This is a genomic window from Kitasatospora sp. NPDC054795, assembly GCF_053611565.1.
Genome location: NZ_JBSHAP010000008.1, coordinates 65,827 through 81,130, shown reverse-complemented (window position 1 = coordinate 81,130; position 15,304 = coordinate 65,827). Strand labels below are relative to the sequence as shown.

Sequence of the window (15,304 nt, the reverse complement as noted above, 5' to 3'; positions counted from 1 at the left end):
GGGAATTTAGCCGCGCGGCCAATCAAGTGGCCCGGTAGCCAGGAATAGCGTTCGTGCCGTGGTCGGCGTGCAACCCGCGCCGGCAGTCCCCCCGCACTGAACGAAGGAGAGCGTGCGCTCTATGGACGCTGTGACCCAGGTCCCCGCGCCGGTGAACGAGCCGGTCCACAGCTACGCCCCCGGGAGCCCGGAACGGGCTCGCCTGGAGGCCAAGCTGAAGGAGCTGGGCGGCCAGGAGCCGGTCCAGCTGACCATGACGATCAACGGTGAGCGCCGGATGGGCGGCGGCACCGAGATCCACGTCGTCCAGCCGCACAACCACGCGGCTCGGCTCGGCACCCTGCGCAACGCCACCCAGGCCGACGCGCAGGACGCCATCGACACTGCCCTGGCCGCTGCCCCGGCCTGGCAGGCGCTCTCCTTCGACTCGCGCGCCGCGATCTTCCTCAGGGCCGCCGACCTGCTGGCCGGCCCCTGGCGCGAGACCCTGGCCGCCGCCACCATGCTCGGCCAGTCCAAGACCGCCCAGCAGGCCGAGATCGACACCCCCTGCGAGCTGGTCGACTTCCTGCGCTTCAACGTGCACTTCGCCCGCCAGATCCTGGCCGAGCAGCCGATCTCCTCGGACGGCGTGTGGAACCGCAGCGACCACCGCCCGCTGGAGGGCTTCGTCTACGCGATCACCCCGTTCAACTTCACCGCGATCGCCGGCAACCTGCCGACCGCGCCCGCGCTGATGGGCAACGTGGTGCTGTGGAAGCCCTCCCCGACCCAGCAGTTCTCCGCGCACCTGCTGATGCAGCTGCTGGAGGAGGCCGGCCTGCCCAAGGGCGTCATCAACATGGTCACCGGCGACGGCCTGGCCGTCTCCGAGGTCGCGCTCAAGCACCCGGCGCTGGCCGGCATCCACTTCACCGGCTCCACCGCCACCTTCCAGCACCTGTGGCGCGAGGTCGGCAACAACATCTCCGGCTACCGCACCTACCCGCGGATCGTCGGCGAGACCGGCGGCAAGGACTTCCTGGTCGCCCACCCGTCCGCCGACCCCAAGGTCCTGAAGACCGCGATGACCCGCGGCGCCTTCGAGTTCCAGGGCCAGAAGTGCTCGGCGCTGTCGCGGGCCTACGTCCCGGCGTCGATCTGGGCCGGCCTCAAGGACGAGTTCGCCGCCGAGGTCGAGGGCCTCACCATGGGTGACGTCAGCGACCTGAGCAACTTCATGTCGGCCGTCATCGACGACCGCTCCTTCGCCAAGAACAAGGCGGCCATCGACCGCGCCCAGGCCGACCCGCAGGTCGAGGTCCTCGCCGGCGGCACCTACGACGACTCGGTGGGCTACTTCGTGCGCCCGACCGTCCTGGTCTGCCAGGACCCGGCGAGCGAGTACTTCAAGGACGAGTACTTCGGCCCGATCCTGGCCGTGCACGTCTACGAGGACGAGAAGTACGAGGAGATGCTGGCCCAGATGGAGTCGGTGTCCCCGTACGGCCTGACCGGCTCGATCATCTCCCAGGACCGCGCCGCGGCCCAGGACGCGATGAACAAGCTGCGCTTCGCGGCCGGCAACTTCTACATCAACGACAAGCCGACCGGCGCCGTCGTCGGCCAGCAGCCCTTCGGCGGCGGCCGGGCCTCGGGCACCAACGACAAGGCGGGCGCCAAGCAGAACCTGGCGCGCTGGACCTCCACCCGCTCGGTCAAGGAGACCTTCGTCCCGCCGACGGACTACCGCTACCCGCACATGGGCTGACCAGCCCCGTGCCGCCGATCGTACGGCTCGTCCAGTAGCCACCGGTCACCCGCGACGCCCGGTCCCGCAGCCGGGCGCCGCCCGCCGGGGCGGCGGGGCCCACCCCCGTACCGCCGCCCCGGCCCTTCTGCCACCCTTGGAAACACCAGCTCCAGGAGTCACGATGCTCCGTTCCGCCCTTCTCGCGGCCTCCCGGTCCCCGCAGGTCCGCACCGTGGTCGAGAAGTTCCCGCCGACCCACGCGATAGTCGAGCGCTTCGTCGCCGGCGACGTCCTCGACGACGCCGTCACCGCCACGGACGACCTGATCGCCACCGGCCGCAAGGTCACCCTGGACCACCTCGGCGAGGACACCCAGGACGCCGCCCAGGCCGCCGGCACCGCCGAGGCCTACGAGCACCTGCTCAAGGCCCTCAAGGACACCGGCCTCGCGGCCGGGGCCGAGGTGTCGGTCAAGCTGTCGGCCGTCGGCCAGTTCCTCCCGGTGGACGGCGAGAAGATCGCGCTGGAGAACGCCCGCCGCATCTGCGAGGCCGCCGCCGACGCCGGCACCACGGTGACCCTCGACATGGAGGACCACACCACCACCGACTCCACCCTCGCCATCGCGCGCGAGCTGCGGGCGGACTTCCCCTGGCTGGGCGTCGTGCTCCAGGCCTACCTGCGCCGCACCGAGGCCGACTGCCGCGACTTCTCGGGCGAGGGCTCCCGCGTGCGCCTGTGCAAGGGCGCCTACAAGGAGCCCGAGTCGGTCGCCTTCCAGGGCAAGCACGAGGTCGACCTCGCGTACGTCCGCGCCCTGAAGGTCCTGATGGCGGGCGAGGGCTACCCGATGATCGCCTCGCACGACCCCAACATGATCAAGATCGCCGGCCAGCTGGCCCAGTGGAACGGCCGCAAGCGGGACTCCTTCGAGTACCAGATGCTGTTCGGCATCCGCCCCGAGGAGCAGCTGCGCCTCGCCGGCGAGGGCAACACGATGCGCGTGTACCTCCCGTACGGCCAGGAGTGGTACGGCTACTTCATGCGCCGCCTCGCGGAGCGCCCGGCCAACCTGACCTTCTTCCTGCGCGCCATGGCCACCCGCGGCTGACCCGGCGCCCCAGGCCACGGCCCGCACCCCTGACGGGGGGTGCGGGCCGTCGCGTGTTCGCGGCGCTAGAGGAGGTCCTTGGTGTCCAACTCGAAGTCGAACGGGGCTGGGACCATGAGCGGTTCACCAAATGTGGCGAGATGTACCTCGGTGTACTCCTCGCGGTGGGGCTTGCCGAAAAGGCTCACTTGCGACTTCTCGCGGTCGACCAGCAGGTAGAGCGGGATGCCGGCCCTGGCGTAACAGTGCCGCTTGGTGATGCGGTCGAGGTCGGGCTTGCTCGATGTGACCTCGGCGACCATGGCGACGCCGTCGGGCTCCATCCAGGGCGGGGCACCGCGGAAGAGGCGAAGTTCCCGCGGCGCGAACGTCGCATCAGGGATGACGTGGTTCTTCGGACAGAGACCACCGCTGACAAGCCGGAGACCTTTGCCACCGGACACCTGCATGTGGACCTTGGACTTGGCCTTCACCTGGTCGATGAGAAGGTCGATGCAGTCCTCGTGATCGCCGTCCGGCGGTGGTGCCACGATGATCTCTCCCTCGATGAGCTCGGCTCGGAAGCCTTCGGGGGAGTGCAGGCTCAGGAAGCTCTCCAGCAGGATGTCGGCCTGCGTCGGGGAGCCCGAGATCGGTTGCTCATGCGCCACAGCACTCATGATGCCCCTCCTTCAGAGGGTGGTCACGCTATTGGCGGCTCGACCGGGCTGTGCCGTAGACGGCGGAGTTTCACTCGATGGTGTGAGTTTGGAGCCTGGCATAGGATCCGTGCTGGTGAACTGGGCTGTCGGTGAGAGGAGTTGGCGATGCTGAAGGCTTTCGCGGAGCTGTCCACGCCGTTGGTGGCGGACGCCTGTGTGCGGCTCGGGGTGGAGCCGCGGGTGGCGCCGGTGGGGGTGGGGGCGGTGGTGGCCGGGGCCCGGGTGGCGGGGCGGGTGCTGCCGGTGCGGCACTACGGGAGCGTGGACGTGTTCCTGGAGGCGTACGGCGCGGCCCGGGACGGGGACGTGCTGGTGGTCGACAACGGCGGGCGGACCGACGAGGCCTGCATCGGGGACCTCGCGGTGCTGGAGGCGCGGGCCGCCGGGGTGGCCGGGATCGTGGTGTGGGGGCTGCACCGGGACACGCCCGAGCTGCTGGAGATCGGGCTGCCGGTCTTCAGCTACGGGGCGCTGCCGCTCGGCCCGGTGCGGCTGGACGGCCGGGAGCCGGAGGCGCTGCTGTCGGCGAAGTTCGGCCCGCACCCGGTGAGCGCCGAGGACGTGGTGTTCGCCGACGCGGACGGGGTGCTGTTCGTGCCCGCCGACCGGGTCGCCGAGGTGCTGGAGACGGCCGGCGCGATCGCCCGGACCGAGCGCGCGCAGGCCGGGCGGATCGCGGCCGGGGACACGCTGCGGCGGCAGACCGCCTTCGACGAGTACCTGCGGCGCCGCGCCGCGGACCCGGCGTACAGCTTCCGGCAGCACCTGCGGCGGGTCGGCGGGGCGATCGAGGAGTAGGACGGTTACAGCGGCCGGTGCATGACGTGCAGGCCGACGTAGCCGTCCACCGGGTGGAGGAAGGCCTCGGGGACGGTGCCGACGATCTCGAAGCCGAGCGATCGGTAGAGCTTCACGGCGTGGTGGTTGCTGGCGACCACCGCGTTGTACTGCATGGCGCGGAAGCCGGCCCGGCGGGCCCAGTCGAGGGTGTACTCGACCAGGGCCCGCCCGATCCCCTCGCCGTGGTGGGCCGGGTCGACCATGTAGCTGGCGCTGGCCACGTGCGAGCCGTTGCCGGGGCGGTTGCGGTTCATGTTGGCGGTGCCGAGGACCCGTCCGTCCTCGTCCACCGCGACCACCGTGCGGTTCGGGGCGGCGAGCATCCACCACTCGCGGCCCAGCTCGGAGGGCATGTCCAGGGGGTAGGGGAAGGTCTCGCCGGCGGAGACGACGGCGTGGAAGAACGGCCAGATGGCGGGCCAGTCCTCGGGGGTGGCCTCGCGGATGTCGATGGGCATCGGACCAGGATGATCCCCGACAGGCGGGCGGGCCACCGGTTTTCGGCGGTCCCGCCCGTCGGGCCGGTCTTCGAGGGGGCGTCGCGGGGCGGGTCAGCCGTTGAGGAGGGCGTCCTCGATCAGGGCGGCGGTGTGGGCCTGGCCGAGGGCGTTGGGGTGCACCACGGCGTATTCGAGGGGGATGACGCTGGTCAGCACGCCGTCCAGCCAGTGGTCGGCGTCGCAGACGCTGTGGCCGGCGCTGGCGGGGTAGAGGTTCACGAAAGTGTCGCCGCGGGCGGCGGTGTCCTGGGCGATGAGCGCGTTGAGCGGCTCCAGGAGCGCGGTGCGGGCCCAGGCGAGGTCGCCGGTGGTGAAGGTGCCGAACTGCAGGGGGTTGCCGTACTGGCAGAGGGCGGCGTCCTCGGGGACGAGGTGCGGGTAGCCGACGGTGAGGACCCTGGCGGACGGGGCCTTGGCGTGCAGCGCGGTCAGCATCCGGGAGTAGTCGCCGCGCAGCCGGTTCAGGCGGTCGGGCAGGCTCGCGTCGAACTTGTTCTTGCAGGGCGTGCCCCGGCCGAGCTGGACGGCGCCGAGTTCGATGCAGCTCTTGAGGATCTCGGCGAAGCCGAGGTCGTTGCCGCCGATCCCGACGGTGACCAGGTCGGTGGCCGGGTCGACGGCGTCGATCTGCGGCGGGACGGACGGGTAGGGGCCGTTGGGGTCGGTGCCGAGCGGCGGGAGCGGCCGGCCGAGCGGGGACTGCGCGCCGGTGTCGACGCTGCCGGTGGTGGCGCCGCTGCAGCTGACGTTGCGCAAGGCGACCAGGGAGCCGAGGTCGCGGCGGAGGATCTCGGGATAGGAGTCGACGGTGCGGGCGCAGCCGTCGCGCGGTTCGGTCTCGTCGCCGGTGGCCACGATGACCCCGGCGGTGTAGGAGTCGCCGAGGGCCGTCCACCGCAGTGCGGCGGCGCGGTCGCCGGGCCGGGCGGCGGCCTGGGCGGTGGTCGGGGTGATCAGTCCGGCGGCGAGCACGGTGGCGGTGCCGGCGACGGCGAGGCGGGACAGGAAGTGTGGCACGGCTCTCCTCCTCGGGGTGCGGGGGAGAGAGCGGATTCACCCCCCTGAGAGTCAATCGAGTCGCCGTGGTGGCGACTTGATGCCTCAAGGGGGTGAATTCACGGGCGCGGACGTGACGTCGGGAGGTCGTCGCGTGGTGTCGTGGCTTCGCGGGACCGGCGGCGGTGCGCGGCTACAGCGCCGCGGCGGCGGGCTCGGTCATCGCCCGCGCGGTCTTGCCGTCGACGTACTCGCCGAGTGCCGTCATCTCCCACTCGCCGCCCGGACGGCGGACCAGCTTGCACATCATCACACCGGTGTGGGGCTCGGAGTTGGTGAGGTCGAAGCGGACCAGCTCCTCCTCCGTCCGGGCGTCCAGCAGACGGCAGTAGGCGTCGCGCACGTCGGTGAACTTCTGGCCGGAGAAGGAGTTCACGACGAAGACCAGCCCGTGGACCTCCGCCGGCAGGCCCTCCAGGTGGACGGTGATCGCCTCGTCGTCGCCGCCCTCGCCGCCGACCAGGTTGTCGCCGGAGTGGGAGATCGCGCCGTTGAAGATGCTCAGCTTCATGAACCAGGCCGTCTCCAGCCGCTTGTGCCGGGCGTCGAAGGCGAGGCAGGAGGCGTCCAGGTCGATGTCACGGCCGCGGCCGGCGGACTTCCAGCCGAGGGCCATCCGGACGGAGGAGAGGAACGGGCGGCCGTTCTTGACCAGGGAGACCGAGCTGCCCTTGACCAGGTTGACCCGGCCCTTGTCCAGGGTGATCTTGGCGGGGGCGGCCGGGGCCGCGGACGCGGCGGGGGCCGGGGGAGCCGCGGGCGGGGCCGGGACGGCGGTCTGGCCGGTGGCGAGGGCGATCCGCGGGTCGACCGGGGTGCCTACCGGGGTGGCGGTCGGGGGCCCGGCCGGTGCGGGCGGGGCGGCCGGCGGAGCCGGGAGCTGGACGGTGCGGTCCACCGGGGCCGGCGGCGCGACCGGCGCGACCGGCGCGGCGGGGGCCTGGGCGGCAGGGGCCGGGACCGGGGCGGAGGAGGCGGGGGCCGGGGAGTCCTCGACGCTGACGCCGAAGTCGGTGGCGATGCCCGCGAGGCCGTCGGCGTAGCCCTGGCCGACGGCGCGCACCTTCCAGGCGCCGCCCCGCAGGTAGACCTCGACCACGATGAGCGCGGTCTCCAGGCCCAGCCGGGGCGGGGTGAAGGTGACCAGCACCTCGCCGGTGTCGGCGTCGCGGACGGTGGCGGTGGGCTCCATCCCGGCGAAGGTGGAGACCTGGTCGGCGGGGCTCGCGGTGACCACGATCTTGGTGATGCCGGCCGGGACGGCCCGGGTGTCGACGGTGATCGCGTCGGGGGTGCCGGCGGTGGCCGGGCGGTGGCTGACGCCGGGGCCGTTCGGGGCGTTGAAGAAGACGAAGTCGTCGTCCGAGCGGACCTTTCCGGCATCGGTCAGCAGCAGGCCGGAGACGTCCAGCGCCTTGGGCGCGGTGACCTCGACGCTCACTCGCGCGGCGGTCAGCGGTGCGTTGCCGCCTTGGGTCAGGACGGTGGACACGGACTCCTCCTCGGGTGCGGAACGGCGGCCCGGCCGGGGCCGTCGGGGCGCCGGGCCGGGGTGCTGCCCACAGTAACGAACGAGGTTCGGGGATGTGCCCGTCCGGAACGGCCGACCGTGGATCGTCGAACGACCGTTACACCCGGCCGTCGGCAGGTCAGCGAGCCGCGGTGGCCGGGGCGGTGGACGGTGCGGAGCCCGGGGAGGGGGCCGGTGCGGGGGCCGTTGCCAGGACCGGGCCTTCGGCCGGTTCGGGGAGCGGCGAGGCGGCCCGGGCGCGGGGCGCGCACGGCTCGGCGGGCAGCGGCTGCGCCGGGCCGAAGCCCCCGAGCGCGGCGACCGCGCGGGGGTGGTCGAGGGCGAAGGCGGAGACGCTCCAGCTCTCCGCCGGGGCCGCCTTGCGCGCCGCGGCGGACGGCTCCGCGGCCGGACGGGCACCGCGGACGCCGAAGGTGTAGTGGCCGGGCCGGACGTCGGTGCCGGGCGGGGTGGTGAAGCGGTAGACGAGGGTGCCGCGCTCCTGCTGGGCGGTGACCACGGCGCCCGGCAGGTCGGTCCAGGCGGCGCCGGCGCCGGGTGCCGACTCGCCCGGGGCGAGCCGGAACTCGGCCTGGAACGCGGTGACCGGCTCGGCCACCGCGAGGGCGAGCCGGTGGCGCAGGCCGTCCCGGCCGAGCGGGGAGAGCAGGGCGGCGCCGGACAGCGCGTGGTCGGTGTCCGGGGCGCTTCCGGGGCCGGCGCCCTCGACGGGGTCGGCGCCCTTGACGGGGTCGGCGCCCTTGACGGGGCCGGTGGGCGCGGTGGGCGCGTCCTTCCCCGGGGCGCCCGCGGCGCCGACGTCCGGGAGGGACGCGGCGGGCGGCGGCGCCGGGCGGCCGGGCACGGTCGGTCGCAGCCCGGGGATGTTCGGTCCCTGGCCGGGGGCGGAGGGGTCGTAGCCGGGCTGCTGGGCGTTCCAGGGCGGGGCCGGGACGGAAGGGGAGGGCGAGGGGCCGGCCGGGGCATCGGCCCCGGTACCGGTGAGCTGGGTGCCGCGGGCCGGTGCGTCCTGCCCGGCCGAGGCCTGGCCGCCGGTCTGGGGCGTGCCCGGGCCCGCCGTGCGGGACGCGGGCGGGGTGGCGGCGACCGGCGCGGGTCCCGACGGGCGTGCCGAGAGGTGCGAGGAGGGGGCCGTCGAGGGGTGGCCCGTGGCGGGGCGGCCGGCGGCGGGGGCGGACGACAGGCCGTCGGTCGGGGTCTGCTCCGAGGCCGCCTCGGCCTGGTCGGTGGCGCCCGGCGTGGGCGGCGGGGTGGAGCCGACCCGGGCGACGCCGGCCCGGCGGCCGATGCCCTGCTGTTCGTTGAGCAGCAGGGTGGTGGCGATGCTGATGCCGACCACGGTGGACATCGCCATCGCGGCACCGGACAGGCGCAGGGTGGGCAGCCGGAACAGGCCGCCGAACGGGCGCGGCCGCCCGTGCCGACCCTGCCGTGCGGGCTCGTGGTGCACGTCCCGCGCGGTGTCCTCGCGCACAGCCACCGGACCCCTCCCTCCCCGAAGCCGCCGTCGCGTCGCCGTATTCTCCCACGCGTCGCCGCCGGGTCCGGATCCGGCCGTCGCGGGCCGGTTCCGCGCGGGCCCGCCCGGGGAGAGGGCAGAGCGTACCAGTGGGTGATCACCTCCCGGTCGGCCCCCGTCCATTTCGTGGACGCCCTTTCAGCACACGGAAGTTGACGGTCCGTCTGACAAGGGCGAGTAAGGAGCGGCCGCCCCGGACGGGGGTTATTGCAACCCCCTTGCAACCCTTGCCCGGGGCGCCGGGCGTGACGCAGGCTGAGGTCATCCCACGCCGTCCCGGAGAGACCGTCATGCCGCCCGACCCGCTGTCCGCAGCCTCAAGTGCACCCCTCGCCGCCACCCCCACGGGCGGCGATGGGGACGGCTCCACCGCCGCTCCGGCGGCGGTGGAGGAGGTGCTGATCCTGCGGATCTCGCTGGGCGAGGAGGTGGTCGGCGAGGTGCGCACCCGGTTCCGGTTCGTCGCCGCGCGCCCGTACGAGGTCCTGCTGACCTTCCATCTGGGGCGGCCGGACGAGGCCGACTGGGTGTTCTCACGCGAACTGCTGCGCGACGGGCTGCGCGCGCTGAGCGGCCAGGGCGACGTCAAACTGTGGCCGGCGTACTGCCCGTGTCACGGCGCGACGCTGCACCTGGCGCTCGAATCCCCGCACGGCAGCGCACTGCTGGAGGCCTCCAAGCCCCGGGTGCAGGCCTGGCTGGACCGCACCTACGCGCTGGTCTCCGAGCACCAGGAGCGCCACTGCGGTCCCACCGACGCCGAGCTGGCCGCGCTGCTGGCGAACGGCTGACGACGGGACGCCGGATCCGCTCCGCCCGGCCGGGGTCGGAGCGTCAGCGACGCTCCGTCGGCGCGGCGACGCGCGGCGGCAGAGGCGGAGCACCGGGCAGCCGGGCCGTCCCCGCGGCCAGCGCGGCCCGCAGCCGCCGCACGGCCGGGGCCGAGGAGGAGGGCAGCAGGTCGTACGGGTCGTCCGGCCCGTCCACGGTGACCAGCACCGACTCGGCGATCCGGTACGGCCGGTGGGCCAGCAGCCCGCCCAGGTAGCGGCGCAGCCGGGAGAGCTCCGCGCGCACCGTCACCGTCCGGCCCGGGTCGCCGAACAGCGCGTCGGCGAGCTGGGCGGCCGTGCTGCCCTCGCGTCCGGTGGCGAGCAGGAGCAGCAGTTCGGCGTGGCGCGGGCTGAGCGGGTGCGACCAGCTGTCGGCCGCGCCCCGGACGGACAGCCCGGGGCGGTCCGGGCGGCGCAGGTCCAGCCGGAGGTGGGCGCCCTCGGCCTGTTCGGCGGTCACCGTGCCCGAGCCGTTCTCCCCGGGCGGCCGGACCGGGCGCACCAGCCAGCCGTCGGCGAGCGGCTCCAGCGCGCACTCGCCGAGGCCCGGCACCCAGTGCACGGCGGCCGGGGTCCAGCCCTCGCTGGGCACCCGCAGCCGGCTGGGCGGCGGCAGCCCGGCCGCGGCGGCGGTCCAGCCGGCCGCGTCCACCACCAGCGCCGGGCCGCCGACCCGGGCGAGCAGCGGGGCGGCCAGGGTGCGCAGCTGGTGCAGCGCCTCCAGCCGGTGGGCGCGCAGCTCGGTCTCGGCCAGCCGGGCGGCCGTCGCGGTGAGCTGGAGCAGGTACGGGCGGATGCTGTGCGCCGGGCCGCTCAGGTTGATGGCGCCGACCAGCTGCCCGGTGCCGGGGTCGCGCACCGGTGCGGCCACGCAGGTCCAGGAGTGGTGGCTGCGCAGGTAGTGCTCGGCAGAGTGGACGTGCATCGGGCGCCGGGCGCGCAGCGCGACCGCGATGCCGTTGGTGCCGACGCTCTCCTCGATCCAGCGGGCGCCGGTGATGAATCCGATCCGGTCGGCGCTGCGGCGCAGGCCGCGTTCGCCCTCCTGCCAGAGCACGTGGCCCTCGGCGTCGGCGACGGCCAGCAGCAGCGGGGCCGTGCCGCCCGTCTCCACCAGGGTCTCGCGCAGCACCGGCAGGACGGTATCGAGTCCGCTGGTGCGGCGTCGCTGTTCGATTTCGCCGGGGCCCAGCAGGACGGCGGCGGCGCCGGTGTCGGGGTCGAGGCCGAGGCGGCGCAGCCGGGCCCAGGAGTCGCCGATCTCGGGCCGGGGTTCGAGCAGGCCGGGGCCGCCGGTCTCCTCGGCGCGGGCGGGGGTGGACAGTTCCCGGGCGGCGGCGTCGGCGAGGGTGCGGTCGTGGACCTTGGCCAGCTCCGTCGCGGACGGCGGGGTGCGGCGCTCTGGTCGTCGGGACTGCCGTCCGGTCTGCCGCACTCGCTTCGCTCCTCGCCGCCGTTCGAGGACGCGTCGGGGCCGACGCGCTGACGAAAGCGTACGGGTGCGGTGGGCCGCTGGGGACGGGGTCGGGCAAGTCGGCATACCGGGCGGTACGGAACGCGGGTCCGGCCCAGGGCCCGGCCGTGCCCGCCGGGGTGCGGGGCCCGACCCCCGGCTGGCACGGCCGGCGGTCAGCGCTGGGCGCCGGAGCCATGCTGGGCCGCCTCCACGGTGTGGTGCAGGTCGGCGGTGGCCTCCAGGGCGGCGCCGGTGCTCAGCGCCAGGCAGGCGGCCAGGGCCACGGCGGCGGCCCGCAGCCAGGTGCCCGGGGCGGGGGCCGGACGGGGCCGGAGCAGCGCGGCGACCCGGCGCGGGACCGGGCCGGAGTGGGCGGTGGCGACCGTCCGGGGGCGGGCCGGCCAGGGGGAACGGCTCGCGGCCAGGGCCGCCCGGCCGACCGCGCGGGCGGTCACGGCGCGGTCGCCGACCCGGGCCGCCGCGACCTCGTCGGCCCAGCGCTCCAGGTGGTACCCGAGGGGTGCGCGCAGCGGGCGCAGCGCCGGATGGACGTCGGCGGCGTGCTCGGCGAGGGCCAGGAAGAGGTGGTGGCGGGAGGTCAGGTGGGCCCGTTCGTGGGCGAGCAGGGCGGAGCGCTCGGGGCCGTCGAGGACGCGCAGCATGCCGGAGGTGACCACGATCCGGCCGGGCTCGCCCGGTCGGCCGGGGCGGCCCAGGCGGCCGGGCAGGGCGAAGGCGTCGGCGCAGTCGTCGTCCAGCACGGTGAGCGGGTGGTCGGCGGGCCGGAACAGCGCGGCGGGCCGCAGGAGGGCGACCGGCCGCAGGCGGGCGGCGAGCCGGGTGAGCGCGGGCGGCCACGCCGAGGGGCGTGACCGGCGCACCGAGGCGCGCGGGGGGCGCATGTCCGAATGCTGGGCAGGGGAGGGGGTGCGGCCCGGCCGGTGGGCGCCGGCCGGGTCCGTCCGGTCCGTCCGGTGGCGGTCGGTGCGGTCGGTGCGGTCGGTGTCGCCGGCGCCGTCGGTGGGTCGGCCGGGGTGGTCGTGGGCCGGGAGCGCGGCCCGGGCGGTGCGCAGCTCCCGCTGCCGCCGGTGGACGGTGCGCGCCGCCAGTGCGCCGAGCGCGAGGAGCGCCAGGGCGGCGAGCGCGGCCGCGAACGGCGCGTCGGGCGAGGCCGCGGTGAGCCAGGGCAGCGAGAGGTGGCCGAGGGCGGCGACGGGCGGGAGCTGGAGCAGCCCGTCGGCGGCGAGCAGGCCGAGCGAGCAGAGCGTGCCGCCGGCCAGCACGGCGGCGGTCGCGGCCAGCATCCAGGCGGCGGCCCGCGGCGGCAGCGCCTCGGCGAGGCGGCGGGCCAGCGGGGCGGCGAGGAAGGGCAGCAGCAGCGGGACCCAGACGGCGAGCATCATCGGCCGGCCGCTCCCGGGGTGCCCCGGCCCGGGGTGTACGGGCCCGCGGCGCCGCCCCCGGTCGCCTCCGTGCCCGGGGCGCCGTCGCCGAGCAGTGCGCGCAGCAGTTGCTCGTCCTCGGCGGAGAGGTCGGAGACGAAGCGGGCCAGCACGGTGGAGCGGTCGGCCTCGCGGCCGAGTTCGGTGTGCATCCGGCGGGCGGCGAGCCCCGCGGTGTCCTGGACGGTCGGGGTGTAGGCGTAGGCCCGGCCGGCCCGGGTGCGCACGACCGTTCCCTTGTCGAACAGTCGGCCGAGGATCGTCGCGATGGTGGTGCGGGCGAGGTCCCCGCCGAGCGCGGCCTGGACGTCCTGCGGCGTCATCGGCTGCCGGGCGGACCAGAGGGCGGCCAGCACCTCGGCCTCCAGCTCCCCGGCGGGCCGGCGGGCGGACGGTACGTCGGGCATGGCGGCGCTTCCTCCAAGTTTCGTCTACAGTCATGTAGACCGTCTACGCAACTGTAGACGGTCCGGGCGGGTTCCGATGCGAACCGCCCCCCAACGTACGGGAGGTCCGTCGGCCTTGCTCCAGTTCCTCGCCGATCCGGCCGTTCACCTCGCGGTGAACCCGCTGGACGCGTCCTCACTGCTCGCCGCCTTCGGGGCGCTCGGCATCGCCGCGGTGCTGTTCGCCGAGACCGGCCTGCTGGTGGGCTTCTTCCTGCCCGGTGACTCGCTGCTGTTCACCGCCGGACTGCTCTGCGTCCCCGGCGCCACCGAGGGCCCGCAGCTGCACCTGTGGCAGGTGCTGCCCGCCGCCCTGGTCGGCGCGCTCGTCGGAGCCCAGGTCGGCTACCTGATCGGCCGCCGCGGCGGCCGGGCGCTGCTGGCCCGGACCCGGCGCAAGAGCCTGCTGGAGGGCGCGGCGCGGGCCGAGGAGCTGCTGACCAAGTACGGGCACGGCAAGGCGATCGTGCTCGCCCGGTTCATCCCGGTGGTCCGTACGGTGCTGAATCCGCTCTGCGGCGTACTCGACGTGCCGGTCCGCTCGTTCACCCTCTGGCAGGTGCTCGGAGGCGTGGTCTGGACGGTCGGCGTGGTGCTCGCCGGGTACGGGCTCGGCTCGTCCGTCCCCAGCATCGACCGATATCTGCTGCCCATCATCGGTCTGGTAGTAGTTGTCTCCGTGCTCCCCATTGTTCTCGAACTGTTCCGCGCCCGTAAGGCGCGACGTCACGGAGGTGACATGTGACGCCATCCCGGGCGCTCGCCGTGTACGACGGCAGCGGAATCGACGGCGGCCTGTACAGCCGGGTCAACGGCTGGGCGCAGTCGGCCCCGCACTGGCTGGACGAGCTGATCAAGGTCTGGTCGGCGCTCGGCCTCGGGCTGTTCGCGGTCTTCATGCTCCTCGCGTGGTGGCGGGCGCGCGGCGCGGACTCGGCCGTGATGGCCAGGGTGCTCGCCTCGCCGGTGATCGTGGTCGTCGCGTACGGCGTCAACTCGGTGTTCAAGGGCGCGGTCGAGGAACTCCGGCCGTGCGCCCAGATCCCCGGCAGCGTCGCGCTGGAGACCTGCCCGGGCACCGGGGACTGGTCCTTCCCGAGCAACCACTCGGTGATCGCCTTCGCCGCCGCGGCCGCGCTCTGGTTCGTCGACCGGCGGCTCGGCTGGGTGGCCGGCCTGTTCGCGGCGCTGATGGCCGCCTCCCGGGTCTGGGTCGGCGTGCACTACCCGCACGACGTGGCGGTGGGAGCACTGGTCGGGCTGCTGGTCGCGGTGGTGCTGGCGCCGCTCGCCGGGCGCTGCGGACCGCTGGTGGACCGGATGCGGGCGGGTGCGCTGCGGCCGCTGCTCGGGCCGGGCGCGCTGCCCCCGGTCGACCGCGGCTACGCGACGCAGGGGCGCTGACCCCGCCGCCGACACCGCCGGGCACTCCGACGCCGCTGCGCGCTCGGACGCCGTTTCCCGGGCCGCCCGCCCCTTGTCCGGTTTCGGACGACGGGTGGAGCATGTGAGCCGGGCGTGGGGCCTCCTCCGGGGGGCGCCCGCCCGGCTCAGTCGTGCTCGGGCGCGCGGGGCGCCGGGCGTGCCAGCGGAGGGAGTGCCGAATGCCGTACCGACTCGACATCACGCAGGGGGACTGGCCGGGGGACCTGCTGCACAAGGGCGTCGAGGGGCTGCTGGCCGAGGCCATGGTGCTCACCCTCGCCACCGCGGGGCACGAGCACGGCCCGCACGCCAACCTGGCCTTCTTCGCGTACGACGACGACCTCGTCCTCTACTTCGTCAGCGAGCGCTCCACCCGGCACAGCCACCACCTGGCCGAGGAGGCCCGGGCCGCCGCCACCGTCTTCCTGCCGCCGCCGGCCTTCGGCGAGCAGCTGCGCGGCCTCCAGCTGACCGGCGGCGCGGGCGAGGCCTGGGGGCGGCAGGCCGAGGCGGCGCTGGCCGCCTACCAGGGGCGCTATCCGGCCTTCGCGCGGGACGAGGAGGCCCGGCGGCAGTTCCTGACCGGCGGCGGGGCGGCGGCGCTGTACCGGTTCCAGGTGGAGGAGCTGACAGCGGTGGACGAGCCGAACTTCGGCCGGCGCAACTACCTGCGGGCGCGGGTGGTGCGGTCGTAGCCGCCTCGGTCGCCGGG

15 protein-coding genes are annotated in these 15,304 nt (G+C 74.9%); 7 read left to right on the top strand and 8 right to left on the bottom strand.

Going from position 1 to position 15,304, the window contains the following annotated elements; all coding sequences use genetic code 11:
* The first annotated feature begins 121 nt into the window (after positions 1–121).
* Together pruA and ACWGJO_RS04860 are read left to right on the top strand one after the other, a co-directional pair.
* Positions 122–1,750, top strand: coding sequence for an L-glutamate gamma-semialdehyde dehydrogenase (gene pruA, locus ACWGJO_RS04865; RefSeq protein WP_452182165.1), 1,629 nt, complete (start codon positions 122–124; stop codon positions 1,748–1,750).
* A 163-nt stretch (positions 1,751–1,913) separates the two neighbouring features.
* The gene (locus tag ACWGJO_RS04860; protein WP_359905370.1) at positions 1,914–2,843 is read left to right on the top strand and encodes a proline dehydrogenase family protein; all 930 of its coding nucleotides are present in this window, start codon (positions 1,914–1,916) and stop codon (positions 2,841–2,843) included.
* 65 nt (positions 2,844–2,908) lie between these two features.
* Here ACWGJO_RS04860 and ACWGJO_RS04855 read toward each other — a convergent pair whose 3' ends face one another.
* A complete protein-coding gene (locus ACWGJO_RS04855) occupies positions 2,909–3,502 on the bottom strand; it encodes a Uma2 family endonuclease (protein ID WP_452182164.1) in 594 nt (197 codons plus the stop codon).
* Between the two features lie 147 nt (positions 3,503–3,649).
* Between ACWGJO_RS04855 and ACWGJO_RS04850 the strand changes: the two genes are divergently transcribed.
* Positions 3,650–4,342: an RraA family protein gene (locus ACWGJO_RS04850; protein ID WP_452182163.1), complete on the top strand. Its 693-nt coding sequence runs from the start codon at positions 3,650–3,652 to the stop codon at positions 4,340–4,342.
* Positions 4,343–4,347: 5 nt separating this feature from the next.
* Here the strand turns inward: ACWGJO_RS04850 and ACWGJO_RS04845 are convergent, their stop codons facing one another.
* From ACWGJO_RS04845 to ACWGJO_RS04830, 4 genes are all read right to left on the bottom strand, one after another.
* Positions 4,348–4,836 (bottom strand): N-acetyltransferase family protein, encoded by a 489-nt coding sequence (locus ACWGJO_RS04845; protein WP_452182192.1) that lies wholly within the window; start codon positions 4,834–4,836, stop codon positions 4,348–4,350.
* A gap of 99 nt (positions 4,837–4,935) precedes the next feature.
* Positions 4,936–5,901 carry an SGNH/GDSL hydrolase family protein gene (locus ACWGJO_RS04840; protein ID WP_452182162.1) on the bottom strand — a complete coding sequence of 322 codons (966 nt, stop codon included), beginning with the start codon at positions 5,899–5,901 and terminating at the stop codon, positions 4,936–4,938.
* A gap of 172 nt (positions 5,902–6,073) precedes the next feature.
* Positions 6,074–7,420, bottom strand: coding sequence for a TerD family protein (locus ACWGJO_RS04835; protein WP_452182191.1), 1,347 nt, complete (start codon positions 7,418–7,420; stop codon positions 6,074–6,076).
* A 169-nt stretch (positions 7,421–7,589) separates the two neighbouring features.
* On the bottom strand, positions 7,590–8,951 hold the full coding sequence (locus ACWGJO_RS04830) for a hypothetical protein (protein WP_452182161.1): 1,362 nt from the start codon (positions 8,949–8,951) through the stop codon (positions 7,590–7,592).
* 329 nt (positions 8,952–9,280) lie between these two features.
* Between ACWGJO_RS04830 and ACWGJO_RS04825 the strand changes: the two genes are divergently transcribed.
* Complete coding sequence (locus tag ACWGJO_RS04825) at positions 9,281–9,781, top strand: SsgA family sporulation/cell division regulator (RefSeq protein ID WP_452182160.1); 501 nt, start codon at positions 9,281–9,283, stop codon at positions 9,779–9,781.
* Between the two features lie 43 nt (positions 9,782–9,824).
* Here ACWGJO_RS04825 and ACWGJO_RS04820 read toward each other — a convergent pair whose 3' ends face one another.
* From ACWGJO_RS04820 to ACWGJO_RS04810, 3 genes are all read right to left on the bottom strand, one after another.
* Complete coding sequence (locus ACWGJO_RS04820; protein WP_452182159.1) at positions 9,825–11,258, bottom strand: GAF domain-containing protein; 1,434 nt, start codon at positions 11,256–11,258, stop codon at positions 9,825–9,827.
* A 194-nt stretch (positions 11,259–11,452) separates the two neighbouring features.
* Positions 11,453–12,682: a M56 family metallopeptidase gene (locus tag ACWGJO_RS04815; protein WP_452182158.1), complete on the bottom strand. Its 1,230-nt coding sequence runs from the start codon at positions 12,680–12,682 to the stop codon at positions 11,453–11,455.
* Entirely contained in the window at positions 12,679–13,128 is a 450-nt protein-coding gene (locus tag ACWGJO_RS04810) for a BlaI/MecI/CopY family transcriptional regulator (protein WP_452182157.1), read from the bottom strand. The genes ACWGJO_RS04815 and ACWGJO_RS04810 overlap by 4 nt, the downstream gene beginning before the upstream one ends.
* Positions 13,129–13,243: 115 nt before the next feature.
* Here ACWGJO_RS04810 and ACWGJO_RS04805 point away from each other — a divergent pair, with 115 nt between their 5' ends.
* The 3 genes from ACWGJO_RS04805 to ACWGJO_RS04795 all read left to right on the top strand — a co-directional run bounded on the left by ACWGJO_RS04805 (position 13,244) and on the right by ACWGJO_RS04795 (position 15,287).
* Complete coding sequence (locus ACWGJO_RS04805) at positions 13,244–13,912, top strand: DedA family protein (protein WP_452182156.1); 669 nt, start codon at positions 13,244–13,246, stop codon at positions 13,910–13,912.
* Entirely contained in the window at positions 13,909–14,571 is a 663-nt protein-coding gene (locus tag ACWGJO_RS04800) for a phosphatase PAP2 family protein (protein WP_387685711.1), read from the top strand. The genes ACWGJO_RS04805 and ACWGJO_RS04800 overlap by 4 nt, the downstream gene beginning before the upstream one ends.
* Before the next feature lie 200 nt (positions 14,572–14,771).
* Positions 14,772–15,287: a pyridoxamine 5'-phosphate oxidase family protein gene (locus ACWGJO_RS04795; RefSeq protein WP_452182155.1), complete on the top strand. Its 516-nt coding sequence runs from the start codon at positions 14,772–14,774 to the stop codon at positions 15,285–15,287.
* Positions 15,288–15,304: the final 17 nt, after the last annotated feature.

Excerpts from the sequence above, each read along its gene's own strand:
- pruA (WP_452182165.1), top strand. The coding sequence starts at position 122 with ATGGACGCTGTGACCCAGGTCCCCGCGCCGGTGAACGAGCCGGTCCAC.
- ACWGJO_RS04860 (WP_359905370.1), top strand. The coding sequence starts at position 1,914 with ATGCTCCGTTCCGCCCTTCTCGCGGCCTCCCGGTCCCCGCAGGTCCGC.
- ACWGJO_RS04855 (WP_452182164.1), bottom strand. The coding sequence starts at position 3,502 with ATGAGTGCTGTGGCGCATGAGCAACCGATCTCGGGCTCCCCGACGCAG.
- ACWGJO_RS04850 (WP_452182163.1), top strand. The coding sequence starts at position 3,650 with ATGCTGAAGGCTTTCGCGGAGCTGTCCACGCCGTTGGTGGCGGACGCC.
- ACWGJO_RS04825 (WP_452182160.1), top strand. The coding sequence starts at position 9,281 with ATGCCGCCCGACCCGCTGTCCGCAGCCTCAAGTGCACCCCTCGCCGCC.
- ACWGJO_RS04815 (WP_452182158.1), bottom strand. The coding sequence starts at position 12,682 with ATGATGCTCGCCGTCTGGGTCCCGCTGCTGCTGCCCTTCCTCGCCGCC.
- ACWGJO_RS04810 (WP_452182157.1), bottom strand. The coding sequence starts at position 13,128 with ATGCCCGACGTACCGTCCGCCCGCCGGCCCGCCGGGGAGCTGGAGGCC.
- ACWGJO_RS04795 (WP_452182155.1), top strand. The coding sequence starts at position 14,772 with ATGCCGTACCGACTCGACATCACGCAGGGGGACTGGCCGGGGGACCTG.